The organism is Acinetobacter sp. LipI_23 (assembly GCF_058243045.1).
Window position 1 is genome coordinate 664,398 of record NZ_JBZAYJ010000001.1, and the last position, 26,456, is coordinate 690,853.

A 26,456-nucleotide genomic window follows, 5' to 3' on the forward strand; every position below is an offset into this window, starting at 1 on the left:
TAAAAATTAAAGTCCCAACATGCGTCTAATTTCATTCACTAACAGTGCCGGATTGGCCTGCTGATGGGGAATGGTAAGGCTGTTGAAGCCATCACCACGAAATTTACGATCCACTTCTAAAAGCACATGGGTTTGATGTTGCTCTGCCACAAAGGACACTTCAACTTCATTGATGCTGTTGAACAATTGCGTAGGTTTAAATTCAAGTTCTTGATAACAACCAATGCTCGAGTGGAAGCCGTTGCCACGTAGTTGACCTTTTTCAACATCGACGGTCATCAACTGAAAACTGCATTGCTGCATGGCTTGAATAAACGCCTGCATAGCCGGTGTCGGTAAAATTTGTAAATAGTCTTTGTCAGTGGCATCGAGCCCCCAGTCCACATCTAAATGTGTATGTAACCACACTCTAGTTTTATTGACGCGGCAAGGCACATCTGTAACTGGCGTTTCAAAGGGTAGTTGAATCGAAAAAGGAAATGCATGTGACTGATGGGCTTGTAACTCAAAAGCCCCGCTAATGTGCCATTCGGCAATACTTAACGCGCTATTGTACTCAGCATCGTCTGACTCAACCTCGGCTGTGGTCATGAGCTTTAAATAAATACCGTTGATAATTTTATTAGACGCAGCACCTTTAAAAATAACCTCACCCTGAATGGCTTGTCCCGCTTGTGGCGCGGTGGTGTGTAGACGAGTATCCACTTGAATGCCTTGTAAGCCAAGACTAGACATAAGTTTGTTAAACATGGTGCAGAACTTCCAATAGGGAATCGATAGGTTTTAAACATTTAAAGTGAATGCATTTTTAAGATGCATATTTTTAATAAGCTGTTAGCGAATGTCCAAATAAAAACTTTCTTTGACTTCTTCCATCACAATATAACTGTGCGATGACGCTGAAGAGGGCAGTTTTTTTAGTAAATCACCCAATAGGCGTCGGTAGGCACTCATTTCTTTTAAACGGGCTTTAACTAAATAATCGAATTCACCTGAAATTAGATGGCATTCTAAAACCTCAGGAATTTCGACCAAGTCACGCGCCACTTGATCAAACACATCGCCAGACTTGGCTGATAGCTTAATTTCTAAAAACACCAATAAGTTTCGATCGACCAGTTGCGGATTGAGGCGTGCGTAGTAACCCATGATAATACCGTCGCGCTCTAAGCGTTTGACGCGTTCCGAACATGGTGTGGTTGAGAGGTTAACGCGAGAGGCCAATTCACTAATCGCAATTCGTCCATCGCGCTGCAAAATATCTAAAATCTGCTGATCAATCCGATCTAATTTACGCATTATAAATTTCCTATGTTTAGAATTTTAGCGCGACAAAAATGGAGATTTACCTAGATTATAATGTTAAAAACAGTGAAAAAAACTATTAACCTAAAAATATACTAGTTAAATAAACTAGTGTGTGTGTAAGGGATCAGTCATGCGTGTAATTGTCTTAGGTAGTGGTGTCATCGGTGTTGCAAGTGCGTATTACCTTGCACAACAAGGCGCAAGCGTTACGGTTTTAGACCGTCAAGCTGGTCCTGCTGAAGAAACTAGCTTTGGTAACGCAGGGCAAATCTCTCCAGGTTATTCTACACCGTGGGCTGCACCGGGTATTCCTTTTAAAGCTGTAAAGTGGATGTTCCAGCATCATGCTCCATTGGCAATTAACATTGACGGCAGCATGTGGCAGCTGAACTGGATGGCGCAAATGCTGAAAAACTGCAATCCGCAAAGCTATGCCATTAACAAAGAACGTATGACGCGTGTTGCTGAATACAGCCGTGACTGCTTGCGTGAACTGCGCAAAGAAACCGGCATTCACTATGAAAACCGCGCGAAAGGAACTTTGCAGGTTTTCCGTAATGAAGCGCAGCTGGATGCAGTGCAGCGTGACATCCAAGTGTTAAAAGAATGCGGCGTCGACTACGAACTGCTATTGAAAGATGACTTAGCCAAAGTTGAGCCAGCCTTAGAATATGCCAAAGACAAACTGGTCGGCGGCTTGCATCTGCCGAATGATGAAACAGGAGACTGTTACCTATTTACCAATGCTTTGGCCAATCTTGCCAAAGACATGGGCGTAAAATTCAAATTTAACCAAAATGTTGAAAAACTTGTGGTTGAAGGCGATGAAATCAAAGGCGTGGTGGTTGACGGCCAAGTGCTTACAGCAGACCGCTATGTGCTTGCTTTTGGCAGCTATTCACGTGATTTCTTAAAACCCTTGAATTTGAATTTGCCTGTGTATCCTGTCAAAGGCTACTCACTGACGATTCCAATTGTAGATCCTGCATTTGCACCGCAGTCTACGGTTCTTGATGAAACTTATAAAATTGCCATTACGCGTTTTGATGAACGTATCCGTGTGGGCGGTATGGCGGAACTGAGCGGTTTCAACCACGGTTTAAATCAAGACCGCCGTGCAACCTTGGAAATGGTGACTCAAGACTTATTCCCAGGTGGAAATTTAGCTGAAGCAAGTTTCTGGACGGGTTTACGTCCAATGACACCAGACTCTACACCGATTATTGGCGCGACCCGCTTTAAAAACCTATTCTTGAATACAGGACATGGCACCTTGGGCTGGACCATGGCATGCGGTTCAGGCAAGCTCATTAGTGACTTGGTGATGAATCATCAACCAGACATCAGTACTGAAGGTCTATCGATTCAACGTTATCCTTCAGCAGCCTAATCCGTTTTAGGTCATATTGATTCAAGGAAGAAGAAAATGCCGCGTCCAATTACTGCAGTGATTCATAGCCAATCACTGCAGCATAATTTAAATGTTGCCCGCACGAAAATGCCGAATAGCCAAGTCTATGCGGTGGTTAAAGCCAATGCCTATGGTCATGGGATTGAACGCGTCTATCAAGCGTTCAAATCTGCCGATGGTTTTGCGCTGCTCGATTTGGCGGAGGCGAAACGTATTCGGGCCTTGGGCTGGACAGGTCCAGTTCTGTTACTCGAAGGTATTTTTTCAGAGCAAGATCTATTTGACTGCCATGAGTTGGATCTAAGCTTTAGTATTCATAGTGAATATCAACTCGAATGGTTAGCGCGTTTTCCTTTAGAGGCGCAGTTCGATGTTTATTTAAAAATGAACAGCGGTATGAACCGTCTAGGTTTCCGTCCTGAACAATACCGTCAAGTGTGGCAGCAGCTTTCCAGTTTGCCTCAAGTTCAACGCTTGACCCATATGATGCATTTTTCGGATGCCGATGGTGAGCGTTTCGGACGTGAAGGCATTGCGCATCAATGTCAGTTATTTGATGCCATCACCCATGATCTACCGGGTGCACGTTCAGTCAGTAACAGTGCAGCCATTCTCCGCCATGAACAGTTGCAGTCGGATGTGATCCGTAGCGGCATCATGCTCTATGGTAGTTCTCCAGATTATCCAAGCCATTCGATTCAGGACTGGGACTTGCAACCAGCCATGAGTTTGCGCAGCGAGTTGATTGCCATTCAGCAATTAAAAGCAGGCGATAGCGTCGGTTATGGCTCAAAGTTCATTGCTGAAAGCGACATGCGTGTGGGTATTGTGGCTTGTGGTTATGCCGATGGTTATCAACGGATTACCGCAACAGGTACGCCTATTTTAGTTGATGGACAACGCAGCCGCTTGGTCGGGCGTGTCAGCATGGACATGTTGGCGGTCGATTTATCTCACCTTCCAAATGCCCAAGTCGGCAGTGAAGTGGTGCTGTGGGGTACATCGAAACAGGATGCTGTACTCAGCATTGATGAAGTCGCAGCAGGTTCAGGCACGATTGGCTATGAGCTGATGTGTGCTGTCACTGCACGTGTCAATTTTATCCAAGATTAAATTTTATTTTTATACAGTTTCATACAAGGAAAGACCTATGTCACATTCAGACATTCAAAAATTCAACACCAACGAAGTCATGAGTGCAGTCACTGTGTTTAATCAAGTGGTGTATTTGTCAGGGCAAGTGCCAAAGAATACCGACAATGATGTCGCAGGCCAGACCCGTGAAATTTTAGCAACAATTGATGAGCTTTTAGCTTTGGCAAATACAGATAAATCACGTTTGTTATCGGCTCAGCTTTACATCAAAAATCTCTCTGATTTTTCTACAGTCAATGCAATTTGGATTGATTGGATGAATGGTTGTGTAGCACCTTCGCGCGCCACGATTCAGGCTGATTTGGTTAATCCAAACTGGTTGATCGAAATTGCAGTGACGGCTGCACAAAACTAATTTTTTAAACTCTCCCCGTGTATATCAGCGCTTGGGTTTCAACCGAAGTGCTGATGAGCGTATAAATGCCGCCCGTTAGGATAACGAGCACTGTATGAACATGGTTTATACGCAAAAAAGGACTTTAACAGGATGTTAAATTATGACGACTACCCCACAAGCTGACGGTGCAAATGCATCATCGCATGAATTACAACGGAAATTATCCAACCGCCACCTGCAATTGATTGCCATTGGTGGCGCGATTGGTACGGGCCTGTTCATGGGTTCGGGCAAAACCATCTCTCTTGCTGGTCCTTCGATTCTGATCATTTATATGATTATCGGAACCATGTTCTTCTTCCTGATGCGTGCATTGGGCGAAATTTTATTGTCAAATTTGCACTATAAGTCGTTTATCGACATGGCTCATGATCTGATTGGGCCGGGTGCGGGTTACTATATCGGTTGGTCCTATTGGCTCGGTTGGGTCTTGGTCGGTATTGCGGACTTGGCAGCCATTATTAACTATCTTGGTTTTTGGCTCCCGCCAGACATGGCCTTTACTCCCATGGGGCAGGCTTTAATCAGTGTTGGCTGTGTGCTGTTTGTCCTTGGGTTAAATTTGCTGACTGTGAAACTCTTTGGTGAAATTGAATTTTGGTTTGCTTTAATCAAAATTTTAGCCATTTTAGGGCTGATCGTGATAGGCGGCTTTATGGTATTCAGCCATTTTCACTCACCGGATGGCACGGCTTCCAGCTTTACCAATGTCTGGTCGCATGGCGGCATGTTTCCTAAAGGTGGTAGTGGCTTTCTAGCAGGTTTTCAAATTGCACTCTTTGCCTTTGTCGGTGTAGAGCTAATTGGAACCATGGCTGCTGAAACCAAAGATCCTGAAAAGAACTTACCTAAAGCAGTGAATGCGATTCCAACCCGTATCATTTTGTTCTATGTCTTGTCATTATTTGTGGTGATGTCGGTGACGCCGTGGAATCAAATTCCTGCGGATCAAAGTCCGTTCGTTTCACTATTTTTACATGCAGGTATTCCGACTTCAGCCATCATTATGAACTTGGTGGTGCTGTCTTCAGTGATGTCTTCAATGAATAGTGGCGTGTTCTCTACATCACGTATGCTGTTTGGTTTGGCAAGAGAAGGGCAAGCTCCGCAGAGTCTAGCTCGTCTATCAAAACGTGCTGTACCAGCGAAAGGCTTATTCTTCTCATGTGCTTTTATCATGGCAGGTGCGGCGCTACAGTACTTTGTACCAAATACGGTTGAAGCCTTTACATTAGCCAGTTCATTGTGTGTGATTCTGTTCATCAGTATCTGGAGCATTATTATGGTGTGCTATATCCGCTACCGTAAATTGCGTCCTGAGCTACATGCAAAATCGACCTTTAAAATGCCGGGCGGTGTTTGGATGTCTTATGTGGTCTTAATCTTCTTGTTCTTTACGTTGATTATTTTGAGTTTAGAGGCGGATACCCTTCGTGCATTAATGATCAGTCCACTCTGGGTGATTATTTTAGCCGTGACGTATCAACTGCTGTACAAACCACGTATGAAAAAGCGTCTGTTAGGGCAGCAACTGGATAACTAAGTAACATTTATTCTGTACTCGTGATGTTTGAAAGAAAGCCCTGCAAAAGTAGGGCTTTCTTTTTGCTTGAGCTGAATCAATAGGTTCTAATTCAGTGTTAGATAATTGTATGATTTTATATATAAAAGCTGTCTAAATCAGGCGATTTCACTTTTAATGAGGCACTTTAAAATTTTAATAATGATTTATGCGTAATTATAAAATCGACATCCTACGTGGCGTGTCCATCCTATTGGTGCTGATTCATCATTTCAATATTCCGTATAAATTACACGATACCTTTCTCGGCATCCCCATTGGGGGCGAGAGCTTAAGTACCTTGCTTGCACGAAACGGCAACTATGGTGTGACCATGTTTTTTGTCATTTCAGGTTTTTTGATTACCCAGCATACCTTACAGCGTAGTGGATCTTTGGCGCAGATTAAGCTGAAAGATTTTTATATCCGTCGTATTGCCCGAATCATACCGTGTCTGGTGTTATTGGTTGCGATGGTCAGTGTGCTCGGAAGTTTAGGGTTGCAACCCTTTCTCAATCAGTCACCCAATGGCAAAGAGGTGTCCTATGCTGTGACTATTCTTTCAGCTTTGAGTTTCTGGATGAATCTATTGATTATTGAATACGGCTGGGTGAACTATGCCTTGGGCGTATTATGGTCTTTATCGGTTGAAGAGGTTTTCTATTTGGCATTTCCTGTCCTGTGTTTAGCACTGGGTCGAGGCAAAGGCTTTATTGTTTTTCTACTCGCTGTCATCGCGTATGCACCGTATTTTCGTGCCCTCCATTTTGGCGAGGAAAGTGGTGCTTATCTGTATCATTATTTTTCTAGTTTCGATGGAATTGCCATTGGCTGCCTCACCGCAATGTATACGCAGCATTTCAAAGGTGCCATTTACAATCAAAAAATGATTGTTGCAGTAACAGCGTTGCTGATGACCGCTTTATATTTTTATGCACCCATCAAAGAGGTGAGTACATGGGGTATCAGCGTATTTGCGTTACTTACGGCGTTACTCATATTTTGCTTTTCTCAAGAGCCGAAAGTTAAACCTGCCTCATACACGGCACGGAGTTTGGTTTGGATTGGGCAGCGTAGTTATGAAATGTATTTGTTTCACTTAATTGTTCTCGGCTTAATGAAAGTGGTGTATTTCCCAAAAGACACTTTAGCGGCTGAAAAGCTGATGTTGTTGCCTGTTTATTTTATCGCGGTGTTTATTTTGAGTTGGGCGATTGAGAAATATTATTCGACCCCACTCAATTTAAAAATTCGTCAATCTTGGATACGTTCGTAATACTGATCTTGAACTGTGCTGTTGATTTTGTACAGACATTAAAAAGCCCCGAATCAATCGGGGCTTTTTAAGTGTGGGATTTTAAAATGTCGGTTTAACCACGACTAAAATCACCACAGCAAATAAAATGAGGGTCGGCATTTCATTAAAGAAGCGCCAAAATTTGTGTGACTTGTAGTGCGCATGACCAATCAATTTCTTACGGTAATAGCCGCAAACAAAGTGGTAAATCACCAACAGTCCAACCAAGCCGACTTTGAGGTAGAACCATAGGGCTTCATGGTAGTGGCGCGTTGCATCACCCCATTCGACCAAGAAATGTGCCGTGATCAGTGTTGCAATCATCGACGGCCACATAATGCCACGGTACAACTTACGTTCCATGACCTCGAAACGTTGATGACTGACGGCATCATCACTCATGGCATGGTAAACATAGAGCCGTGGTAAGTAGAACAATGCAGCGAACCAACACACCACGGCAATAATATGTAATGCTTTTACCCACAAAAAAGCATCAGAAGGAGCATCCATCAAGTCACCCTAAAATGGGCGGCTTAGCCTTCCCACTTTTTGAAAATGAGACATGCATTTACGCCGCCAAAACCGAAACTGTTACTCATCACAGTATTCAATTTTGCGTCACGTTTTTCAAGCACGATATCAAATGGTTTTGCGCCTTCATCCAGTTCAGTCACGTTGATGTTGGGTGCAATAAAATCATTTTGCATCATTAGGACAGAGTAGATTGCTTCTTGTACGCCCGCTGCACCTAAGCTATGACCTGTCATTGACTTGGTTGAGCTGAGTGGAGGAACTTGACCTTCGCCAAATGCACGTTCCATTGCTTTTAATTCAGTGATGTCACCGGCAGGCGTCGACGTACCATGCGTATTCACATAGTCAATTTTGTCTACGCCGTGTTGTTTTGCTTCTTCAAGTGCCATCAGTACACAACGTGTCGCACCTTCACCCGATGGCGCAACCATGTCTGCACCATCACTGTTTGCCGCATAGCCCACAACTTCAGCCAAAATGTTGGCACCACGTGCTTGCGCATGTTCTAAAGACTCAAGCACTACAAAACCGCCACCGCCAGCAATCACGAAACCGTCACGGTCAGCAGAGTAAGGACGAGACGCTGTTTCTGGTGTGTCATTGTATTTTGAGCACAGTGCACCCATCGCATCAAATAACAAGCTTTGAGACCAGTGATCTTCTTCACCGCCACCTGCAAGCATGAGGTCTTGCTTGCCCAATTGAATCAGGTTATAGGCATAACCAATTGCATCAGCAGACGTTGCGCATGCGCTGGTAATGGTGTGTGCAACACCTTGCATTTTAAAAGCAACGCCAACGTTTGCCGTAATTGTGTTCGACATATTACGAGGTACGAAGAACGGACCAACTTTACGTGCGCCTTTGGTGTCTAACAATTCTTTCATTTCAACTACAGATGCAGTTGAACCACCACCTGAACCACCCGCGATACCATAGCGTGGATTGCCACCAATTTGCTCTGCTGTTAAGCCTGCATTTTCAACCGCAGCAACCGCAGCATTGTATGCATACATGGCACAAACACCCATAAAGCGTTTTAGCTTACGGTCGATGCCATCAAAGTCTTGTTCAGCAGCAGCGCTGATATGGCTTTTAAAATTGAGTTCAGCATAGGTTGGGTTAAAACGTGTCCCAGAAATCCCGTTTTGTAATGCATGAGTAACTTCTTCCAAAGTATTACCGATACATGAGTTGATACCCATGCCAGTGATTACTACACGTTTCATTTAAAGATCCCTTATATGGTGGTTTTGCAGAGTTGCGCTTAAAGATGAATCAACAATTTATTTCTAAGCCAATTGCAACTCTTATGTTTTCAATGCAGATCATAATAGCAGAAAGAATTTTTAATTCTTATGGCAAATCCTATGCCAATTTGACTTGTCTTAAAATCAGGAGCAGGGCATTTCAACTTTACTAAAAGACACATATTCTTATTGAGATAAATGCGTACTACACCTAGTATTTAGCTAGAAATGAAAGATTATAAAGTACGGGGTACGGAATGGCGGATTCAAACAATAAACAGCGCAGTGGTTTCTTTTCAAATGCCTTCGGAGTGGCTAAAAAGCTCAGTCATACAGGTTTAAACATATTAAACCAAGTGAGCCCAGATACGGCCTCAGCACTGACCAATGCTACAACTGGTGATAGTGCGAGTACAAAAACAAAATCGAAAAATAAGCGTTATGAACACCCGCAGCAAGTCTTAAGAGACCATCTGCCGACAGTATCGCGTCATTTATTGGGACGTCATTATGTCAACGCAAATCGAGTGGCACATTTTGTGTCGCCACAACTTTCCGATAAAGCCGCAGATTATTTTTTTAGCCAGCTCAATCAATTTAGCTCAAGTATGAGCTCGGTCGATGCCGTTTTAGATGAAGCAGGCGTGCGTGATTTAGAAATGCTGACCCAAGATGTCGACCGTTCAAAACGGATTAGTCAGGCATTGTCCGAACAAAATAAAATTATTGCTATCTTGCAAGGCGCACTGACTGGAGCAACGGGCTTTGTGGGCTCAACCGTAGATGTCCCTGCTTCCTTGGTGATGTCGTTACGTATGATCTACCAAGTGGGACGTTCTTATGGTTTTGACTTAACTAAAGAGTCCGATCAAGACATCGTCCAGTTTATTTTTAAACAGATTGATCTTGGGCTGATTGCGGAAAAACAAACTTTGTTGATGGCGATAAAAGCCATTTCAAATACCTTGCAAACCCATGATGTCTCTCAGTTACAACAGCTTTTAGGTTCAAGCAATGATATTGAAGCCTTAAAGAAATGGTTGATCAATGCCGATGGTCAGCTGAAATGGGGGCAGTCGATTGCTAACCTATCGCTACTGAATAAGTTAGCAAGACTCACACCAATTGCCAGTGCAGGGGTGAGTGCAGCTTATAGTTGGCGCCTTGTTGATGATGTACACCAAAAAGCACAACTGGTTTTTTCAGAAGCCCGTCAATATATCATCCAACAAAAAGATACCAGCCTTAGTGCTTTAACAGCATATGAACGCTCACTTGAGCTTTTGGTGAAAGCCTCACCAAGACTATTGTCACAGCGCAGTACATCAGAGACCGATGGTTCAGATTTGAAACTTGGGGCTGAAGTGGAGTTAAATGGTCATCAAAGCATTACCAAGGTTAAAATCCAGAAAAAGTCTGACAAAGTTACAGAGCCTGTCGCAACCGAAGAACGTGTTCAACAAGGGCTGGAACAACTCGCAGATCAAATGATTGAACCCCATGATGCTGTTGCACCGCAGCAACCAGCCCTACAAATGGAAGAGGATCTTGCAGATTTATATCCAGTGGATGAGGTTGAGGAGACCACACAGAACAATAATGAGTCTTTTACGGAAAATGAACCCAATATGGCTTCAAAAGTCACAGCAAAACCCGCTGTAGAGCCGACTGAAAAAAAGGTTACAAAAAGACGAAATGCGCCAAGTAAAAAATAAACCCTTTAAAATAGATAGAAATTTGTAAAAGCCCTGATTTGGTCAACATTACATGTAGTTTGAAATGTTGACCATTTTTACGTCTTAGCTTACAATTGCATGCCCTCAAAAAGTCGTCTTTTTTTGGGTTTTTTATTAACGGGAGAATTGCCAAATGGCAACAACAAATCAGTTGATCCGTAAGGGTCGTACGACTTTAGTTGAAAAATCTAAAGTTCCTGCGTTGAAGGCTTGTCCACAACGTCGTGGTGTTTGTACACGTGTTTACACAACTACACCTAAAAAACCTAACTCAGCAATGCGTAAAGTTTGCCGTGTGCGTTTAACTTCTGGCTTTGAAGTTTCTAGCTACATCGGTGGTGAAGGCCACAACCTACAAGAGCACAGTGTTGTTCTTATCCGTGGTGGTCGTGTTAAAGACTTACCAGGTGTACGTTACCATACCGTTCGTGGTTCTTTAGACTGTGCTGGTGTGAAAGATCGTAACCAGTCTCGTTCTAAATACGGTACTAAACGTCCTAAGAAATAATCTTTCGAGATTAACCTCTTAGTTCGCTAGAACTGCAATCCTTTATCGTCTCGCTTGTCTGATTTCTGCATTAATTTTGTGAAATTCAAGCGACGTGTAGTAAGGCCAGCGAAAGCACATGACACTTTGTGCTACGGCTGGATTAACCTGAAGTGTCATATATATAGGTAGTTTAAAATGCCAAGACGTCGCGTAGTTGCTGCTCGTGAAATCCTTCCGGATCCTAAGTTCAGCAGCCAAACAATCGCTAAATTCATGAACCATGTAATGCAAGATGGTAAAAAATCTATTGCTGAAAGTATCGTTTACGGTGCTTTAGACCGCGTTCAAGAAAAAAACAAAGTAGACCCAGTTGAATTTTTCGAGACTACTCTTGAAAAAGTTCGTCCTATGGTTGAAGTAAAAGCACGCCGTGTTGGTGGTGCTACTTATCAAGTACCTATGGAAGTACGCCCATCCCGTCGTACTGCTCTAGCTATGCGTTGGTTAGTAGATGCTGCTGCTAAGCGTTCTGAAAAAACTATGGCTTTACGTCTTGCTGGTGAGTTGCTTGATGCAGCTGAAGGTAAAGGCGCAGCGGTTAAAAAACGTGATGACGTGCATCGTATGGCTGAAGCCAACAAAGCATTCTCTCACTACCGCTTCTAAGCGACTAAAACAGCCCCTATTCAGGAGGGTGACAGCTTGGCTTACGCCAAACTGTCATCGAATCGCTTTAAGCTGTTCGTCAGCTTAAAGCGCCTGTTTTAAACAACAAAATTTAGGAATGCAAGAAATCATGGCTCGTCAAACCCCAATTTCTCGTTATCGTAACATTGGTATTTCTGCGCACATTGATGCGGGTAAAACCACAACTACAGAACGTATTTTGTTCTACACAGGTGTATCTCACAAAATTGGTGAAGTACACGATGGTGCAGCAACAATGGACTGGATGGAGCAAGAGCAAGAACGTGGTATTACCATTACTTCTGCTGCTACGACTACATTCTGGTCAGGTATGTCTAAACAGTTCCCTGAACACCGTATCAACGTAATTGATACACCGGGACACGTTGACTTCACAATTGAAGTTGAACGTTCTATGCGTGTTCTTGATGGTGCGTGTATGGTTTACTGTGCTGTAGGTGGTGTACAACCTCAGTCTGAAACTGTATGGCGTCAAGCGAACAAATACCAAGTGCCTCGTTTAGCATTCGTGAACAAGATGGACCGTACAGGTGCAAACTTCTTCCGTGTTGTTGAACAAATGAAGACACGTTTAGGTGCAGCTCCTGTACCTGTAGTAATCCCTGTTGGCGCTGAAGAAAACTTCCAAGGCGTAATCGACTTGATCGAAATGAAAGCGATCATTTGGGATGAAGCTTCACAAGGTATGCAGTTCGAATACGGTGAAATCCCGGCTGAACTTCAAGCTACTGCTGAAGAATGGCGTGTAAACATGGTTGAAGCTGCTGCTGAAGCTTCTGAAGAGCTAATGGACAAATACCTAGAAGAAGGCGAACTATCTAAAGAAGATATCGTTGCTGGTCTACGTGTTCAAACTTTGGCTTGTCAAATTCAACCAATGCTTTGTGGTACAGCGTTCAAAAACAAAGGTGTTCAACGTATGTTGGACGCAGTAATTGAATTCTTACCGTCGCCTACAGAAGTTAAAGCGATTGAAGGTGTTCTTGACGATAAGGCTGAAACTAAAGCGATTCGTGAAGCATCTGACGAAGCTCCGTTCTCTGCGCTTGCGTTCAAAATCATGAACGACAAATTCGTAGGTAACTTAACTTTCGTACGTGTTTACTCTGGTGTTCTTAAACAAGGTGATTCTGTTTATAACCCAGTTAAATCTAAACGTGAACGTATCGGCCGTATCGTGCAAATGCACGCGAACGATCGTCAAGACGTTGAAGAAATTCGTGCGGGTGATATCGCTGCGTGTGTAGGTCTTAAAGACGTAACTACGGGTGATACACTTTGTGATGAGAAAAATGTCATCACACTTGAGCGTATGGAATTCCCAGAGCCAGTAATTGCATTGGCTGTTGAACCAAAAACTAAAGCTGACCAAGAAAAAATGTCAATTGCTTTAGGTCGTTTGGCTAAGGAAGATCCATCATTCCGCGTTCGTACTGACGAAGAGTCAGGTCAAACAATTATTGCTGGTATGGGTGAACTTCACCTTGACATCATTGTTGATCGTATGAAGCGTGAATTCGGTGTTGAAGCAAACATTGGTAAACCAATGGTTTCTTACCGTGAAACGATCAAGAAAACAGTTGAACAAGAAGGTAAATTCGTACGTCAAACTGGTGGTAAAGGTAAATTTGGTCACGTATACGTACGTTTAGAGCCAATGGATCCTGAATCAGAAAAAGATTACGAATTCGTTGAAGAAGTTGTTGGTGGTGTAGTTCCTAAAGAATTCTTCGGTGCTGTGGATAAAGGTATCCAAGAGCGTATGAAGAATGGTGTCCTTGCTGGTTACCCAGTTGTTGGCATCAAAGCTACATTGTTTGACGGTTCTTACCACGATGTCGATTCGGACGAATTATCGTTCAAAATGGCAGGTTCTTACGCATTCCGTGACGGTTTCATGAAAGCAGATCCTATCTTGCTTGAACCGATCATGAAAGTTGAAGTAGAAACTCCAGAAGACTACATGGGCGATATCATGGGTGACTTAAACCGTCGTCGTGGTATGGTTCAAGGTATGGACGACTTGCCTGGCGGTACTAAAGCAATTAAAGCTGAAGTTCCACTTGCAGAGATGTTTGGTTACGCGACTCAAATGCGTTCTATGTCTCAAGGCCGTGCAACATACTCTATGGAATTTGCTAAATATGCTGAAACTCCACGTAACGTGGCTGAAGGCATCATTTCTAAATTCCAGTCTGGCGGTAAAAAAGGTGACGACGAGTAATCTTTCGATTACTATAAGCCCAAACTAATTCATAGTTAAAAACCAAGTGCTCATGCAGTGATCCTGCATGAGTAGTTTAAAAAGGAAGATCTCATGGCTAAGGCTAAGTTTGAACGTAATAAGCCACACGTTAACGTGGGCACAATCGGTCACGTTGACCATGGTAAAACAACTTTAACAGCTGCAATTGCAACTGTATGTGCGAAGAAATTCGGTGGTGAAGCGAAAGACTACGCTGCAATTGACTCTGCACCAGAAGAAAAAGCACGTGGTATTACAATTAATACTTCACACGTAGAATACGATTCTCCAACTCGTCACTACGCACACGTAGACTGCCCGGGCCACGCCGATTATGTTAAAAACATGATTACTGGTGCTGCTCAGATGGACGGCGCGATCCTTGTATGTGCTGCGACTGATGGTCCAATGCCACAGACTCGTGAACACATCCTTCTTTCTCGTCAGGTTGGTGTACCTTACATTCTTGTATTCCTTAACAAGTGTGACCTTGTTGATGATGAAGAACTTCTTGAATTAGTAGAAATGGAAGTTCGTGAACTTCTTTCTACTTATGACTTCCCAGGTGATGACACTCCAGTTATCCGTGGTTCAGCTCTTCTTGCACTTAACGGTGACGCTGGTCAGTATGGCGAAGAAGCAGTTGTTGCTCTTGTTGACGCGCTTGACACTTACATTCCAGAGCCAGTACGTGCAATCGATCAAGCATTCTTAATGCCAATCGAAGACGTATTCTCTATTTCTGGTCGTGGTACAGTAGTAACTGGTCGTGTAGAAACTGGTATTGTGAAAGTAGGCGAATCAGTTGAAATCGTTGGTATCCGTGATACTCAAGTAACTACAGTTACTGGCGTAGAAATGTTCCGTAAATTGCTTGACGAAGGTCGTGCGGGCGAGAACTGTGGTGTTCTTCTACGTGGTACTAAGCGTGAAGACGTACAACGTGGTCAAGTACTTGCTAAACCAGGTGCAATCAAGCCGCACACTAAATTCGATGCAGAAGTATACGTACTTTCTAAAGAAGAAGGTGGTCGTCACACTCCATTCCTTAACGGTTACCGTCCACAGTTCTACTTCCGTACAACTGACGTAACTGGCGCGATCAAATTACAAGATGGCGTTGAAATGGTTATGCCTGGTGACAACGTAGAAATGTCAGTAGAATTAATCCACCCAATCGCAATGGACCCAGGTCTACGTTTTGCGATCCGTGAAGGTGGCCGTACAGTTGGTGCTGGTGTAGTTGCTAAAGTAACTGCATAATCATCTGATTGTGTAAAAAAAGCGCTCCTTCGGGGCGCTTTTTTTTATTTATTCATTTTTACTGCGAAAGTGATTATTTTAGGCAAGATACGGCATGCTTTAGTGTTCATCCTAAAAATAGCGTAGAACTTTACGCACACTAAATTGTCTAACAATCCACCCTGAAAACTGTCCTAAACTGATATTTTGCTGACCCTAACTGCACTTATGGGCGGAGCCTAATCACGTAAGATAAAAAGACGAAAACAACTATAAGCAGTGGATGTCTTCAGGATATTCATAGGAGCAAAAATATGAATGCGAAGGTAAAAATCACAAACCGTGCGGGCGCGAGTTTCCCTGTACGTCGGATGAACTTTGAGTTTGAAAGCGTACCTGAATATTGGATGAATGGTTCAGCTGGACTGACCCATTTTATGACCGCACTGTCAGCACTCTTTCCAGCAGGTGAAATGTTTTTTATCGACAGTGTTCGTGCCGTTAGACAGCATCCCTCAATCAAAGATAATGCCGAATTACAAAAAGAAATTTCAGCCTTTATTGGTCAAGAAGCGATGCATACGCAAGAACATGAAGGTTTTAATGCGTCTGCGCAAAAGTATGGGCACGATGTTGCAACACTTGACCGCTATACCGACCGTGCAATTCAAACCACACGTAAAGTGTTTGCTTTTCTAGGCAAGCCTGTGGGTATTACACAAGAGATGGTGGATTTAACAGCAACCACCGCGCTGGAACATTTTACTGCAACTATTGCCTCTCAGTTGTTGGTCAATAACCACATTCAAGAGCTGATGAGCGATGAAACCATGAAAACCATGTGGTTATGGCATGCTATTGAAGAAAATGAGCACAAAGCTGTGGCTTATGATGTATTTGAAGGAGTTTTTGGAAAGGGAATCAAATCCTATCTACTACGAACGGGATCACTGGTTGCAGCCATGGCCATTTTATTCTGCGTGCAGTCGTATTTTGTGTTTCGGTTATTAAAGCAAGATAAACAATTGAACAGGGCTGCGCTGAAAGATATTTATACCTATGCATATAGTCCATCGAAAGGAATTATTACAGGGATGGCACGTGAAATGATCATGTACTTTAAACCAGGTTTTCATCCTAATCATCACGACACCGACGCTTTACTTGAGAAGTGGAAGCTAAAATTAGGTTTTTAAGCAGTTTTGGCTCTTTGAGCGATGTAAATCACTCTTTTTTTTGTTCGGTTTTTAGCACAAATTTTTTATACTGTGACCTCCACATTTTAGAAAGATAAACGAAGATGATTCGTTTAATGCAAGCTGCGGACTTAAGCCAAGTTGCGCAGATTGAAAATTTAGTTCAAACCCATCCTTGGAGCCTAAAACAGTTCCAAGAGTCCATGCAGTCTTATCACAGTACCGTGATTGAACAGGCAGGGCAGGTCGTAGGCTTTTGTATCCTCCAACCCGTTCTTGATGAGGCCAATTTATTGTTGATGGCCATTCATCCAAGCCAGCAAGGCAAAGGGTTGGGTTACCAGCTATTAGATGCATCACTGGCACAACTCAAAAACAACCCAATACAAGTGTTCTTAGAAGTCCGTGAGAGCAATCAGGCGGCCATTGCCTTGTATGAAAAGTCCGGTTTTCATCAAATTGATTTGCGTAAAAACTATTATCCTAAACCAGATGGTGGTCGTGAGCATGCAATTATCATGGTGAAATCATGTAGTGATGACTTTTCCGAGTTGTTTAAATGAGAGAACAGTTAAGCTTCTGTATAACGCCATTATTTAATAATGGCGTTATTCCACCCCGAAGGTAGGGTGGTCATTAAGGAGTTTCCCAGTTGCTGCACTTCCTCGCTGCTCAGGCTGTGATTGAGTCTGCGCCACTGACCATCAATCAGTAACTCTAGCGGTAAATACTGCGATTTGTAGTTCATTTTTTCTGAGTGTGGTACCCAATAGCCCAAATACACAAACTGCAAAGCGCGTGCTTTTGCTAGCTCGATTTGTTTTAAAATGGCGAAAGTGCCGAGTGAGCGTTTGTTTTCATCGGGATCAAAAAAAGTATAAACCGCAGATAAGCCATCATCTAAAGGGTCGCAGGTCGAAACACAGATGAGTTGGTCTTCTTTCCACAGCTCTAAGAAAAAGCTCTCGGTACAGCTATGCACGAGGAATTTATCAAATTGATCGCGGCTAGGTGGGAACATGTCTCCATCGGCATGGCGTTTAAAGATATAACGCTCATATAAGTCATAATGTTTTTTGGTGGCATCCGCAGTGCGGGTAATTTTTAAAGTCAGATCTTGATTGCGTTTCCATGCTTTTTTTTGACTGCTGTTCATCTTAAATTCGCGTACAGGTACGCGGCTCGACAAGCACTGTCGACACAGATGACACTCTGGGCGGTAGACAAAATCACCACTCCGGCGAAAACCCACCCGAGAAAGTTCGGACAGCGTGACGACATCAATACGATGTGCTGGATCGAGAAATACCATCCGGGCTGACTTTTTTTCTAGATAGCTGCAGTCATGCGGTGGCGTGATGTAATACTGTAAATCATTCAGTAGGGACTTCGGGTGATACGAATTCATGATAAATCCCTCTATTATTCTTTATTCGGTCAGTCGCGCATTTTGCGCTATTGTTTTACTTGAAAATACACCCTCCTGATACATTTTCCAATCGATAGCGGGTTGATTTACAACATCTTGTAACGATTTTAAATAGGTTTGCCGAGAAAGTGTACAAGCACCGAGGCTTAACAGATGATCATTGACCAATTGGCAGTCGATCCAAGGCAGCTTATTTTCACGTCCAATCAACATCAGCGTATAAAAGGCCATTTTTGAGACATCCGTTTCGGTACTGAACATGGACTCCCCAAAACAGCCGTGTCCAATGCTGATGCCATATAGTCCACCAACCAAGCGTGTTTGATCCCATACTTCAACACTATAGCCATAACCTGCATCAAACATTGCGCAGTAGCCATCTATAATGTCTTCGCTGATCCACGTGTCATCAGCGTAGCTGCGTGGTAGTGAGCAGGCACGGATCACCCGTTCAAAAGCTTGATTGATGGTGATGCGATAATCTTGCTTTTTCATGCTCCGAAGGAGAGTTTTACTGGGCTGATAATCCTGCGGACGTATGATGCAACGTGGCTCGGGGCACCACCAGCAAATGGGCTCGCCTGTTGAGAACCATGGAAATAAACCATGGGTGTAGGCTTCAAACAGGGTAGAAGGGGAGAGGTCTGCACCGATACAAATTAAGCCTTCACCCTCAGGGTCAACTTCAAGCGGATCGGGAAAGATATACTCAGAAGGCGGTAACTGCTGCATAGTAGTGTGTATACATGATAAAAAATGACTTTAAGATCATACATAAAAAAACCGCCTATGGAAGGCGGTCTTTTTTCAAGGCTTAGATTATTCGCCTAAAGCATCCAAATACTTTTCTGCATCTAGCGCAGCCATACAGCCAGAACCCGCTGAAGTGATCGCTTGACGATAAACGCTATCAGCAATGTCGCCTGCTGCGAATACACCTGCAACAGAAGCAGCAGTGGCATTACCAGATGTGCCACTTTGGACTTGGATATAGCCATCACGTAAGTTCAATTGACCATCAAACATTGCGCTGTTTGGTTTGTGGCCAATTGCAACAAACAAACCTTGAACATCAATATCTTGTGTAGATTCGTCTTGAGTTGATTTTAAGCGAACGGCGGTTACACCCGTGTTGTCACCTAAAACTTCATCCACTTGGTGATTCCAAATGATGCTGATTTTGCCTTCTTTTTCTTTCTCAAATAAATGATCTTGAAGAATCTTTTCAGAACGCAATGAGTCACGACGGTGAACCAAAGTCACATGCGATGCAATGTTAGACAAATATAGTGCTTCTTCAACGGCAGTATTACCGCCACCCACAACCATGACTTTTTGGTTTTTGTAGAAGAAACCATCACAGGTTGCACATGCGCTCACGCCTTGGCCCATAAAAGCAGCTTCAGACTCAAGACCTAAGTACTGAGCGGTTGCACCTGTGGCAATAATCAGTGCATCACAAGTGAACTCATCCATGTCACCTTTGAGTACAAATGGACGTACAGAAAGATCGACTTCATTGATATGATCGTAGATGATTTCAGTACCAAAGCGTTCAGCATGCGCTTGCATACGTTCCATCAGTGCAGGACCTGTTAAGCCTTCAGGGTCACCCGGCCAGTTATCGACTTCAGTCGTTGTCGTTAGCTGACCACCGAGTTGGATACCCGCAATCAATGTCGGCTTTAAGTTGGCACGCGCAGCATATACCGCAGCGCTGTAACCCGCAGGGCCTGAACCGAGAATAATCAAACGTGAGTGACGAGCGCTCATACGTAGAATCCTTTTTTTATTTAGAAATTTGTGGAATTATACGTGAAACTCTATAACAGTTGTGTGAGTTCAATGTCGATATTATTGATCAATCAAATCGATTTGAGCTATATAGAAGAAATATGCGGTGTAGAGCGGGAAAAAGTGGAAAAATCATCTGCTCGCTATACATAAAGCATTTAAGAATAGTGCATCTTTTTATAAAGAAGAGGTGCATAATATGACGTTTATTGTGAAACTTTTGCTTTAGGTTTCGAACAAAAAACATTAATGAAGAATTTGTTACAGGACAGTATATGACTGAGGTGTCGGGTGCTTATGCACAGCGCTTATTAATGACATTATTTTTAGTCTCGTTTGGCATTTATTTGTTCCTTGCTACCGTGACCTATACCCCATTTGATCCGGGCTGGATGCATATATCAAGTGATACCTTGCAAGTCTCGAATGCCAGTGGCGTTGCTGGGGCGTGGATTGCTGACTTACTGTTCGGTTTTTTAGGCTGGGCAAGTCTACTTATTCCTGTGTTTTTGTTCATTGAAGCCATTCAAGTCTGGTGGCCGCATAGTTTTTTAAACCGCCCATTTCGTTATGCTGCACAATTCTTTATTTTGCTTGCAACCGCCAGCTTACTGTTCTTGTTTTGGAAAGTTCCAGCGGACACTTTAGACAATGCCTCTGGCGGCATTATTGGTTATGAACTGGGACAAAGTTTGTCGCAGATTTTAACCATTTACGGTGCAACCTTATTTTTGGTCGTGTTTACCGTGGTCTTATTGACCTTGGCTTTCGGTATCAAATGGAACCGTACTTTCGCGACCCTCAAAGCAACTCCTGCGTATTTACAAGATTTATTTTACCGTAACGTACCTGAAAGCGAGTCTGCCTTTGATCGTACGACGCCAAGCGTCAAAAAAGAAGTGATTGCAACGGCACCGAAAAAGGGTATTGAAGCAACGGAATTGGTCGAGGCACCAGTAGCCGTGCAAGAGGCATCAGTTAAAGCACCTCAGCGTGACTATTCAGCAGAGCATTTGTTTAATGACATGGTGGCCAAAGAGCAACGTGTTCAAGAACAACAGGTGGATGTGGATGATGAAGTAGAGCTTGAGCGGACGATAGAAAAAGCGCACCAATTAGAACAAGACAGTCAGCGCGTGGTAGCGACAGGGGAAGTATGGCGTGCATTAAACTCAGGTGAAGATCAACGTCATAAAAATGATATTGATGCTTTACTTCGTGCTGCCGAAGAAGATCGCCCATTTAGCCCAGAACAACATTTTCAAGCAGTGGTTCAAGATCATACAGCGCCAATTGCTGATCCTCATTATTTCCAAGACAATGCCCCTGCACAGAAGAAAAATGTTGATTGGGATGATGATGAAATCTTTGACGAGCTGCTTGCTGCCGTACCCAATGGTAAAACAGCAACGGATGTTCACAGCCCCTTCAATACGCCTGAAACTGTGTCTCATTTACATGTGGTTGAAGATCCAATTGCGGTAGCCGAGGTTGCAACTTTAAGTGCTGCTGCAAGTCCCGTTGCATTACAACCAGCGCCGAGTGGAATTGCAAAAGCACAGCTCGATGAGTTGGATGATTTAGACGAATTCCTTGCTGAAGATTGGTCGGAGCAGAAAGTTGCTGCTTCAGATGTACGGACCAGCAGTAGCTATGCGCAGTCATCTGCTTTTGTACAAGCACCCATTCAGCATCATAATACAGTGAGCACAAGTGCTACAGCGGCTGTAACCAAAGAAGTTTTGTCCAAAGAAGCATTTATTGAAGCATGGCAGGACACCGCTGGAAAACCGCAAGACGAAGAAGAGTTTGACTTTGATGCGCCACTGACGGATGCATCAGGCCGTCCAATGTCGTTGTCCATGCAAGTAGCAGAACGTCGTCGTGATTTATCACCGCTGCCAGGATTAGACTTACTGGATGAAGTTGACCTGAATAAAAAAGTCAATTTCACCGCTGAGCAGTTGGCGCGTTTATCTGAATTGCTTGAAATTAAGCTACAAGAATTTAATGTCAAGGCTAAAGTAGTCGAAGCACAGCCGGGGCCTGTGGTAACTCGTTTTGAGTTGGATTTAGCACCAGGTGTGAAAGCCTCTAAAGTGACCAATATTTCCCGTGACCTTGCGCGTTCAATGTCCATGGCATCTGTACGCGTGGTTGAAGTTATTCCGGGTAAACCGTATATCGGGATTGAAGTGCCGAATAGCACACGTGAAATGGTGCGTTTAATCGAGTTGTTGACTATTCCTGCTTTTACCGATCCGAATAGCATTCTTTCGATGGCAATGGGCAAAGATATTTCAGGTAATCCTGTCATTGCTGACTTAGGTAAAGCGCCGCATATGCTGGTTGCAGGCACCACAGGTTCAGGTAAATCGGTGGCAGTGAACTCGATGATTTTATCGATGTTGTTGAAATATACGCCGAATGAGTTACGTTTAATTTTGATTGACCCGAAACAGTTAGAGCTCGCTAACTATAACGATATTCCACATTTGCTCACCCCTGTGGTCACGGACATGAAAGATGCAGTCAATGCCTTGAACTGGTGTGTGAATGAAATGGAACGCCGTTATAAGCTGATGTCTTTCTTAAAAATTCGTAAGCTAGCGGACTATAACCGTAAAGTGGAAGAAGCGATTGCCAATGGTGAAGAGCTGATTGATCCGACTTGGAAAGCCAGTGATTCGGTTGCTGGTGAGCGCGCACCACGTTTGACCCCATTACCATCGATTGTAATTGTGGCGGACGAGTTTGCCGATATGATTATGCAGGTCGGTAAGAAAGCTGAAGAAATGATTACGCGTTTGGCACAAAAGTCACGTGCCGCAGGCATTCATTTGTTACTTGCAACGCAGCGTCCATCGGTCGATGTAATTACGGGGCTGATTAAAGCTAACATTCCAACACGTGTGGCTTTACGTGTGAACTCGAAAATTGACTCACGCACGATTTTGGATGCCGGTGGGGCGGAAGACTTACTGGGTCATGGTGATATGTTGTTCTTAGGCCCGGGTAAAATTGAACCTGAACGTGTACATGGTGCCTTTATTGCCGATGATGAAGTGAACCGCATCTGTGATGCTTGGCGTGAACGTGGCTCGCCAAATTATGTTGATGAAATCCTAACGCCATTTGATGAAGAGCCAAGTTCTCGTGGCTTTGAAGATGGTGATGGCGATCCAAACCGTGATGCACTTTATGACCAGTGCGTATCCTTTGTATTGGAAACACGCAAGGTTTCGGTGTCCTCGCTACAACGTAAGTTTAGTTTGGGCTATAACCGTGCCGCGCGGATTGTCGACCAAATGGAAGAAAATGGGATTGTGAGTGCGCAAGGTGCGAACGGTAAGCGAGAAATTTTAGTTTAAAAAGAAAGCCTGCGGATTGCAGGCTTTTTCTTAATCATTCAGTTTAGGCATCCAGTCATGCAAATTATTGATGCATTAATTCCATTGGTAGTACTCATTGCCATGGGGTATGTATTAAAGCGGTATCGCTTTTTAACGGTGGAATTTTGGCAAGGTGCTGAAAGACTGAATTATTGGATTTTATTTCCTGTTTTGCTGTTCAGTAGTCTAGCCACCGTTCATTTTAATGTCGGGCAAGTCCTGCCAGCGCTTGCTGTGGTCTTTACTGTGACCTTGCTGATGAGTGTGGTGCTGTGGGTATTAAAAGCGCTGTATAGTACGCCTGTGACGCAATTTGGCGTCTATTTACAGAGTCATATTCGTTTTAATACTTATATTGGTTTGACCAGTATGGCTTTGATTTTTGGCGCTGAGGGGATGCAAGTCTTTGCCATGATTATTGCCTTTGTCATTCCTTTGGTGAATGTACTGTCCGTACTTGGTTTTTCTCAAGGGCAGGGACTATCTTATAAAAATATTGCGTGGTCGGTTGCGAAAAATCCGCTGATTCTCGCCTGTCTGGTCGGGATCATTTTTAATTTTTCAGGTATGCATTTGTCCGAGAGCATTAACCAATCTTTAAAGCTAGTAGCAGGGATGAGCCTCCCGCTTGGGCTCTTGTGTGTGGGCGCAGCACTCCAGTTTGATGCGTTAAAATATGCTGGCCGAGCGCTAATTTTAAACACTTTGGGACGTTTAATCTTGGTGCCTATTTTGGCCTATGTAGGATGTCTTTTATTTGGTTTAGCAACATTTGAAACCATGATTGTGGTGGTTTTCTTCTCACTGCCGACGGCATCGGCTGCCTATGTCCTGACCAAATATTTTCAAGGGGACAGTCAACTCATGGCAGCAATCATTAGTTTGCAAACTTTGTGTTTCGGTTTGACTTTTCCACTTTGGATGTGGTTTTTACAGTCATAAAAAATGCCAGTCTCCTAGGAATGAACTGGCATTTGTAGATCATGCGCATTAAGCAGATCTAGGTTTAGGCGAATTTAGCCAAAACCTCTAAGAAGGGAGCTGCTTGACGTGGATAAGCGGCAATCACGTCATGGATACGCTGACCTTCTGGATTGGTGGCATTAATGTCGCGACCATCCGTTTTAAATTGGGTGAGCAGTCGCTCATAATCACTTGGGCGCATGTGTTTAAAGGCATGGTACAACACATGAAAGTCGCCATTCACACCTTCAGGAGGAAGCTGAGTTAAGTAGGCAAATACACGCTCATCTGACCATTCTTCATTGAACGTTGCTGGCTGAGATAATGCCATAGCAATCTCCTTGCTGGTTTAATCATTAAAAAAGGCAAAATATGGGAGACAAAGAAAATACTTTCTTGTGTCTGCGCATATTCTGCCTTGATTCAATTTGCTTGACTAATCAAAAATCAGATTAACGTTCTTCAGGCAAATTGATATTCATTTCAAGCATTTCAATATTCGCTTCAGAACGGACAGCCATTTGAATGTGCTGTTCATCTACACCGCGAACATAGCGATTCACCACTTGCATGATTTCTTTCTTCATTTGGTCGATTTTGTCTTGGCTAAGACGTTTACCTAAACCACTTTCAGACGCTACGATGACTTTTAAACGATCCTTCGCTGTTTGAGCACTAGACGGTTTTTCATCATTACTAAAAAGCTTACTCCAAAATCCTGCCATGTCTACGCTCCAAATAGTCGTGCTAACCAGCCTTTAGGCTTCACCGTAATATGACGGTAAGGACGTTCGTCACCTAAGAAACGTGCCACAAGGTCATCATAGGCTTGACCTGCTGATTCTTCAGTAAAGAGAATCACTGGTTTACCTTCGTTCGATGCTTGTAAAACACTCTTACATTCAGGAATCACTCCCAAAGTTGGCACACGTAAAATATCTTTAGAAATGTCGTCAATGGTTAACATTTCTTGTTTATCGGCACGTTCAGGGTTGAAGCGTGTGATACACAAGTGTTTACGAATACGACCTTCATTCATTTCAACTTTTTTGGTTTTGCTGTCGAGCATACCAATAATACGGTCAGAGTCACGTACAGATGAAATTTCAGGGTTGGTCACAATAATCGCTTCATCGGCATGGTACATTGCTAAAATTGCACCGCGTTCGATACCTGCGGGTGAGTCACAAATAATGTAGTCAAACTCTTGTGACAACTCATCCATGACACGTGCTACGCCTTCATCAGTTAAGGCATCTTTATCACGGGTTTGCGACGCAGGTAAGATATATAAGTTCTCGATATCTTTATCGCGGATAAGCGCTTGTTGTAATCGAGCTTCGTTATTTAATACATTGACAAAATCATACACAACGCGGCGTTCACAACCCATGATCAAATCAAGGTTACGTAAACCTACGTCAAAATCGATCACAACAGTTTTGTGACCACGTAGGGCTAAACCTGTTGCAAAAGATGCGCTTGTCGTAGTTTTGCCTACGCCACCTTTGCCTGATGTTACGACAACAATTTTCGCCACCGAATCCACTCCTGTTATGGTTTAAATCCCCTTATTTATCATTTGGGGCTTTTGGTGTTTATTTATACATTAAAATTCAAGCGCTTCAAATACAAGCTCTTGTTGATCATTTAAGTAAATATGTGTTGGGCGTTTTAAATGCTGCGCTGGAATATCATCTGCAACACAATAGGTCCCTGCAATTGAAACCAATTCAGCTTCTAGAGCATGACAGAAGATACGTGCAGCGCTGTTTCCGCCCGCGCCGGCAATGACTCTACCACGAGCACTACCATAAATATGTATATTTCCTGAAGCAATCACTTCCGAGCCGCTGTTAATGCCTGCGGTAATAATGATATCGCCTTGATTTTGCACCAAGCACTGACCCGTACGTAAAATTTCGTCATGGTATGAAGTTGCATGACGAATAACAGGTGCTGCCGCAACTGGTGCATTGGTAGAAGCTGTCGCAGCCGGAGCTGGGGCTTCAACCACTTGCTCTTTGGTTGCTTTGACTTCTTGAAGTTGCGAGCTAATACCATGACCTTGCGCAGGAATCACGGGGAATTGAATGGCACGGGCTTGTTCCGCCAAAATTCCTTCTTGTACTGCCATTGGCTGTACATCTAGATCCAGCAATAATTGAATCAAGGAAATTAACTCTTGCTCAACGCTACTTTCCAGAACAACTAACGCCCCAGCAGTCGATGCATTTTGTAATGTTTTACTTAATTGCTGTCGGATTGCATCATGATCATTGGTGTCAAGGGTAATGCGAATCGCATTGACCATTCTGCCAGTTATCCGGATATCAGCCATAATT

25 protein-coding genes are annotated in these 26,456 nt (G+C 43.4%); 14 read left to right on the top strand and 11 right to left on the bottom strand.

Going from position 1 to position 26,456, the window contains the following annotated elements; genetic code table 11:
• Positions 1-6 precede the first annotated feature (6 nt).
• A complete protein-coding gene (locus AC4CVD_RS03250; protein WP_078389946.1) occupies positions 7-750 on the bottom strand; it encodes a sporulation protein in 744 nt (247 codons plus the stop codon).
• A gap of 84 nt (positions 751-834) precedes the next feature.
• A complete protein-coding gene (locus tag AC4CVD_RS03255) occupies positions 835-1,299 on the bottom strand; it encodes an Lrp/AsnC ligand binding domain-containing protein (protein ID WP_004694947.1) in 465 nt (154 codons plus the stop codon).
• A 139-nt stretch (positions 1,300-1,438) separates the two neighbouring features.
• On the opposite strand from AC4CVD_RS03255, the gene AC4CVD_RS03260 reads away from it, so the two are divergent.
• The 5 genes from AC4CVD_RS03260 (at position 1,439) to AC4CVD_RS03280 (ending at position 7,108) form a co-directional block, all read left to right on the top strand.
• Positions 1,439-2,698 carry a D-amino acid dehydrogenase gene (locus AC4CVD_RS03260; RefSeq protein ID WP_130147654.1) on the top strand — a complete coding sequence of 420 codons (1,260 nt, stop codon included), beginning with the start codon at positions 1,439-1,441 and terminating at the stop codon, positions 2,696-2,698.
• A gap of 36 nt (positions 2,699-2,734) precedes the next feature.
• A complete protein-coding gene (gene alr / locus AC4CVD_RS03265; RefSeq protein ID WP_490752030.1) occupies positions 2,735-3,832 on the top strand; it encodes an alanine racemase in 1,098 nt (365 codons plus the stop codon).
• 37 nt (positions 3,833-3,869) lie between these two features.
• The gene (locus AC4CVD_RS03270) at positions 3,870-4,229 is read left to right on the top strand and encodes a RidA family protein (protein ID WP_004694941.1); all 360 of its coding nucleotides are present in this window, start codon (positions 3,870-3,872) and stop codon (positions 4,227-4,229) included.
• A 142-nt stretch (positions 4,230-4,371) separates the two neighbouring features.
• Entirely contained in the window at positions 4,372-5,814 is a 1,443-nt protein-coding gene (locus AC4CVD_RS03275; RefSeq protein WP_151836671.1) for an amino acid permease, read from the top strand.
• Between the two features lie 187 nt (positions 5,815-6,001).
• Positions 6,002-7,108, top strand: coding sequence for an acyltransferase family protein (locus AC4CVD_RS03280; RefSeq protein ID WP_078426276.1), 1,107 nt, complete (start codon positions 6,002-6,004; stop codon positions 7,106-7,108).
• Positions 7,109-7,189: 81 nt separating this feature from the next.
• Here AC4CVD_RS03280 and AC4CVD_RS03285 read toward each other — a convergent pair whose 3' ends face one another.
• Complete coding sequence (locus AC4CVD_RS03285) at positions 7,190-7,642, bottom strand: CopD family protein (RefSeq protein ID WP_010325998.1); 453 nt, start codon at positions 7,640-7,642, stop codon at positions 7,190-7,192.
• Positions 7,643-7,665: 23 nt separating this feature from the next.
• A complete protein-coding gene (locus AC4CVD_RS03290) occupies positions 7,666-8,895 on the bottom strand; it encodes a beta-ketoacyl synthase N-terminal-like domain-containing protein (RefSeq protein ID WP_004694933.1) in 1,230 nt (409 codons plus the stop codon).
• A gap of 278 nt (positions 8,896-9,173) precedes the next feature.
• On the opposite strand from AC4CVD_RS03290, the gene AC4CVD_RS03295 reads away from it, so the two are divergent.
• From AC4CVD_RS03295 to rimI, 7 genes are all read left to right on the top strand, one after another.
• A complete protein-coding gene (locus tag AC4CVD_RS03295; RefSeq protein ID WP_490752033.1) occupies positions 9,174-10,631 on the top strand; it encodes an EcsC family protein in 1,458 nt (485 codons plus the stop codon).
• A gap of 154 nt (positions 10,632-10,785) precedes the next feature.
• Complete coding sequence (rpsL, locus tag AC4CVD_RS03300; RefSeq protein ID WP_002050319.1) at positions 10,786-11,160, top strand: 30S ribosomal protein S12; 375 nt, start codon at positions 10,786-10,788, stop codon at positions 11,158-11,160.
• 177 nt (positions 11,161-11,337) lie between these two features.
• Positions 11,338-11,808, top strand: a complete 471-nt coding sequence (gene rpsG, locus AC4CVD_RS03305) for a 30S ribosomal protein S7 (RefSeq protein WP_004694929.1) — start codon at positions 11,338-11,340, stop codon at positions 11,806-11,808.
• 130 nt (positions 11,809-11,938) lie between these two features.
• Positions 11,939-14,074, top strand: a complete 2,136-nt coding sequence (gene fusA / locus AC4CVD_RS03310) for an elongation factor G (RefSeq protein ID WP_004694927.1) — start codon at positions 11,939-11,941, stop codon at positions 14,072-14,074.
• Positions 14,075-14,167: 93 nt separating this feature from the next.
• A complete protein-coding gene (gene tuf, locus AC4CVD_RS03315) occupies positions 14,168-15,358 on the top strand; it encodes an elongation factor Tu (RefSeq protein ID WP_004692776.1) in 1,191 nt (396 codons plus the stop codon).
• Between the two features lie 293 nt (positions 15,359-15,651).
• On the top strand, positions 15,652-16,533 hold the full coding sequence (locus AC4CVD_RS03320; protein WP_087014336.1) for a metal-dependent hydrolase: 882 nt from the start codon (positions 15,652-15,654) through the stop codon (positions 16,531-16,533).
• Between the two features lie 104 nt (positions 16,534-16,637).
• Positions 16,638-17,096 (top strand): ribosomal protein S18-alanine N-acetyltransferase, encoded by a 459-nt coding sequence (gene rimI, locus AC4CVD_RS03325; protein ID WP_279042840.1) that lies wholly within the window; start codon positions 16,638-16,640, stop codon positions 17,094-17,096.
• A gap of 29 nt (positions 17,097-17,125) precedes the next feature.
• On the opposite strand, the gene AC4CVD_RS03330 is transcribed toward rimI, so the two are convergent.
• From AC4CVD_RS03330 to trxB, 3 genes are all read right to left on the bottom strand, one after another.
• Positions 17,126-17,941: an arginyltransferase gene (locus AC4CVD_RS03330; protein ID WP_004694916.1), complete on the bottom strand. Its 816-nt coding sequence runs from the start codon at positions 17,939-17,941 to the stop codon at positions 17,126-17,128.
• Between the two features lie 21 nt (positions 17,942-17,962).
• A complete protein-coding gene (gene aat / locus AC4CVD_RS03335; RefSeq protein WP_062034249.1) occupies positions 17,963-18,694 on the bottom strand; it encodes a leucyl/phenylalanyl-tRNA--protein transferase in 732 nt (243 codons plus the stop codon).
• An 87-nt stretch (positions 18,695-18,781) separates the two neighbouring features.
• Positions 18,782-19,735: a thioredoxin-disulfide reductase gene (trxB, locus tag AC4CVD_RS03340; protein ID WP_004694912.1), complete on the bottom strand. Its 954-nt coding sequence runs from the start codon at positions 19,733-19,735 to the stop codon at positions 18,782-18,784.
• 296 nt (positions 19,736-20,031) lie between these two features.
• Here trxB and AC4CVD_RS03345 point away from each other — a divergent pair, with 296 nt between their 5' ends.
• Both AC4CVD_RS03345 and AC4CVD_RS03350 read left to right on the top strand, forming a co-directional pair.
• Positions 20,032-23,127: a DNA translocase FtsK gene (locus AC4CVD_RS03345; protein ID WP_490752036.1), complete on the top strand. Its 3,096-nt coding sequence runs from the start codon at positions 20,032-20,034 to the stop codon at positions 23,125-23,127.
• 57 nt (positions 23,128-23,184) lie between these two features.
• The gene (locus AC4CVD_RS03350) at positions 23,185-24,090 is read left to right on the top strand and encodes an AEC family transporter (protein WP_004694909.1); all 906 of its coding nucleotides are present in this window, start codon (positions 23,185-23,187) and stop codon (positions 24,088-24,090) included.
• 64 nt (positions 24,091-24,154) lie between these two features.
• Here the strand turns inward: AC4CVD_RS03350 and AC4CVD_RS03355 are convergent, their stop codons facing one another.
• The 4 genes from AC4CVD_RS03355 to minC form a co-directional block, all read right to left on the bottom strand.
• Positions 24,155-24,442 carry a PA4642 family protein gene (locus AC4CVD_RS03355; protein ID WP_004694907.1) on the bottom strand — a complete coding sequence of 96 codons (288 nt, stop codon included), beginning with the start codon at positions 24,440-24,442 and terminating at the stop codon, positions 24,155-24,157.
• A gap of 121 nt (positions 24,443-24,563) precedes the next feature.
• Entirely contained in the window at positions 24,564-24,836 is a 273-nt protein-coding gene (minE, locus tag AC4CVD_RS03360; protein ID WP_004694905.1) for a cell division topological specificity factor MinE, read from the bottom strand.
• A gap of 2 nt (positions 24,837-24,838) precedes the next feature.
• Positions 24,839-25,651, bottom strand: coding sequence for a septum site-determining protein MinD (gene minD / locus AC4CVD_RS03365; RefSeq protein WP_039889843.1), 813 nt, complete (start codon positions 25,649-25,651; stop codon positions 24,839-24,841).
• Positions 25,652-25,720: 69 nt separating this feature from the next.
• On the bottom strand, positions 25,721-26,452 hold the full coding sequence (minC, locus tag AC4CVD_RS03370; RefSeq protein WP_114837467.1) for a septum site-determining protein MinC: 732 nt from the start codon (positions 26,450-26,452) through the stop codon (positions 25,721-25,723).
• Between the last annotated feature and the right edge of the window lie 4 nt (positions 26,453-26,456).

What these genes read in the sequence shown, in the direction of transcription:
- AC4CVD_RS03260 (WP_130147654.1), top strand. Translation starts at nt 1,439, where the DNA reads ATGCGTGTAATTGTCTTAGGTAGTGGTGTCATCGGTGTTGCAAGTGCG.
- AC4CVD_RS03345 (WP_490752036.1), top strand. Translation starts at nt 20,032, where the DNA reads ATGACTGAGGTGTCGGGTGCTTATGCACAGCGCTTATTAATGACATTA.
- AC4CVD_RS03290 (WP_004694933.1), bottom strand. Translation starts at nt 8,895, where the DNA reads ATGAAACGTGTAGTAATCACTGGCATGGGTATCAACTCATGTATCGGT.
- AC4CVD_RS03255 (WP_004694947.1), bottom strand. Translation starts at nt 1,299, where the DNA reads ATGCGTAAATTAGATCGGATTGATCAGCAGATTTTAGATATTTTGCAG.
- minE (WP_004694905.1), bottom strand. Translation starts at nt 24,836, where the DNA reads ATGGCAGGATTTTGGAGTAAGCTTTTTAGTAATGATGAAAAACCGTCT.
- minC (WP_114837467.1), bottom strand. Translation starts at nt 26,452, where the DNA reads ATGGCTGATATCCGGATAACTGGCAGAATGGTCAATGCGATTCGCATT.
- trxB (WP_004694912.1), bottom strand. Translation starts at nt 19,735, where the DNA reads ATGAGCGCTCGTCACTCACGTTTGATTATTCTCGGTTCAGGCCCTGCG.
- alr (WP_490752030.1), top strand. Translation starts at nt 2,735, where the DNA reads ATGCCGCGTCCAATTACTGCAGTGATTCATAGCCAATCACTGCAGCAT.
- AC4CVD_RS03320 (WP_087014336.1), top strand. Translation starts at nt 15,652, where the DNA reads ATGAATGCGAAGGTAAAAATCACAAACCGTGCGGGCGCGAGTTTCCCT.
- AC4CVD_RS03295 (WP_490752033.1), top strand. Translation starts at nt 9,174, where the DNA reads ATGGCGGATTCAAACAATAAACAGCGCAGTGGTTTCTTTTCAAATGCC.
- rpsL (WP_002050319.1), top strand. Translation starts at nt 10,786, where the DNA reads ATGGCAACAACAAATCAGTTGATCCGTAAGGGTCGTACGACTTTAGTT.
- aat (WP_062034249.1), bottom strand. Translation starts at nt 18,694, where the DNA reads ATGCAGCAGTTACCGCCTTCTGAGTATATCTTTCCCGATCCGCTTGAA.
- AC4CVD_RS03270 (WP_004694941.1), top strand. Translation starts at nt 3,870, where the DNA reads ATGTCACATTCAGACATTCAAAAATTCAACACCAACGAAGTCATGAGT.
- AC4CVD_RS03355 (WP_004694907.1), bottom strand. Translation starts at nt 24,442, where the DNA reads ATGGCATTATCTCAGCCAGCAACGTTCAATGAAGAATGGTCAGATGAG.
- AC4CVD_RS03350 (WP_004694909.1), top strand. Translation starts at nt 23,185, where the DNA reads ATGCAAATTATTGATGCATTAATTCCATTGGTAGTACTCATTGCCATG.
- rimI (WP_279042840.1), top strand. Translation starts at nt 16,638, where the DNA reads ATGATTCGTTTAATGCAAGCTGCGGACTTAAGCCAAGTTGCGCAGATT.
- AC4CVD_RS03285 (WP_010325998.1), bottom strand. Translation starts at nt 7,642, where the DNA reads ATGGATGCTCCTTCTGATGCTTTTTTGTGGGTAAAAGCATTACATATT.
- AC4CVD_RS03275 (WP_151836671.1), top strand. Translation starts at nt 4,372, where the DNA reads ATGACGACTACCCCACAAGCTGACGGTGCAAATGCATCATCGCATGAA.
- AC4CVD_RS03250 (WP_078389946.1), bottom strand. Translation starts at nt 750, where the DNA reads ATGTTTAACAAACTTATGTCTAGTCTTGGCTTACAAGGCATTCAAGTG.
- AC4CVD_RS03330 (WP_004694916.1), bottom strand. Translation starts at nt 17,941, where the DNA reads ATGAATTCGTATCACCCGAAGTCCCTACTGAATGATTTACAGTATTAC.
- tuf (WP_004692776.1), top strand. Translation starts at nt 14,168, where the DNA reads ATGGCTAAGGCTAAGTTTGAACGTAATAAGCCACACGTTAACGTGGGC.
- fusA (WP_004694927.1), top strand. Translation starts at nt 11,939, where the DNA reads ATGGCTCGTCAAACCCCAATTTCTCGTTATCGTAACATTGGTATTTCT.
- rpsG (WP_004694929.1), top strand. Translation starts at nt 11,338, where the DNA reads ATGCCAAGACGTCGCGTAGTTGCTGCTCGTGAAATCCTTCCGGATCCT.
- AC4CVD_RS03280 (WP_078426276.1), top strand. Translation starts at nt 6,002, where the DNA reads ATGCGTAATTATAAAATCGACATCCTACGTGGCGTGTCCATCCTATTG.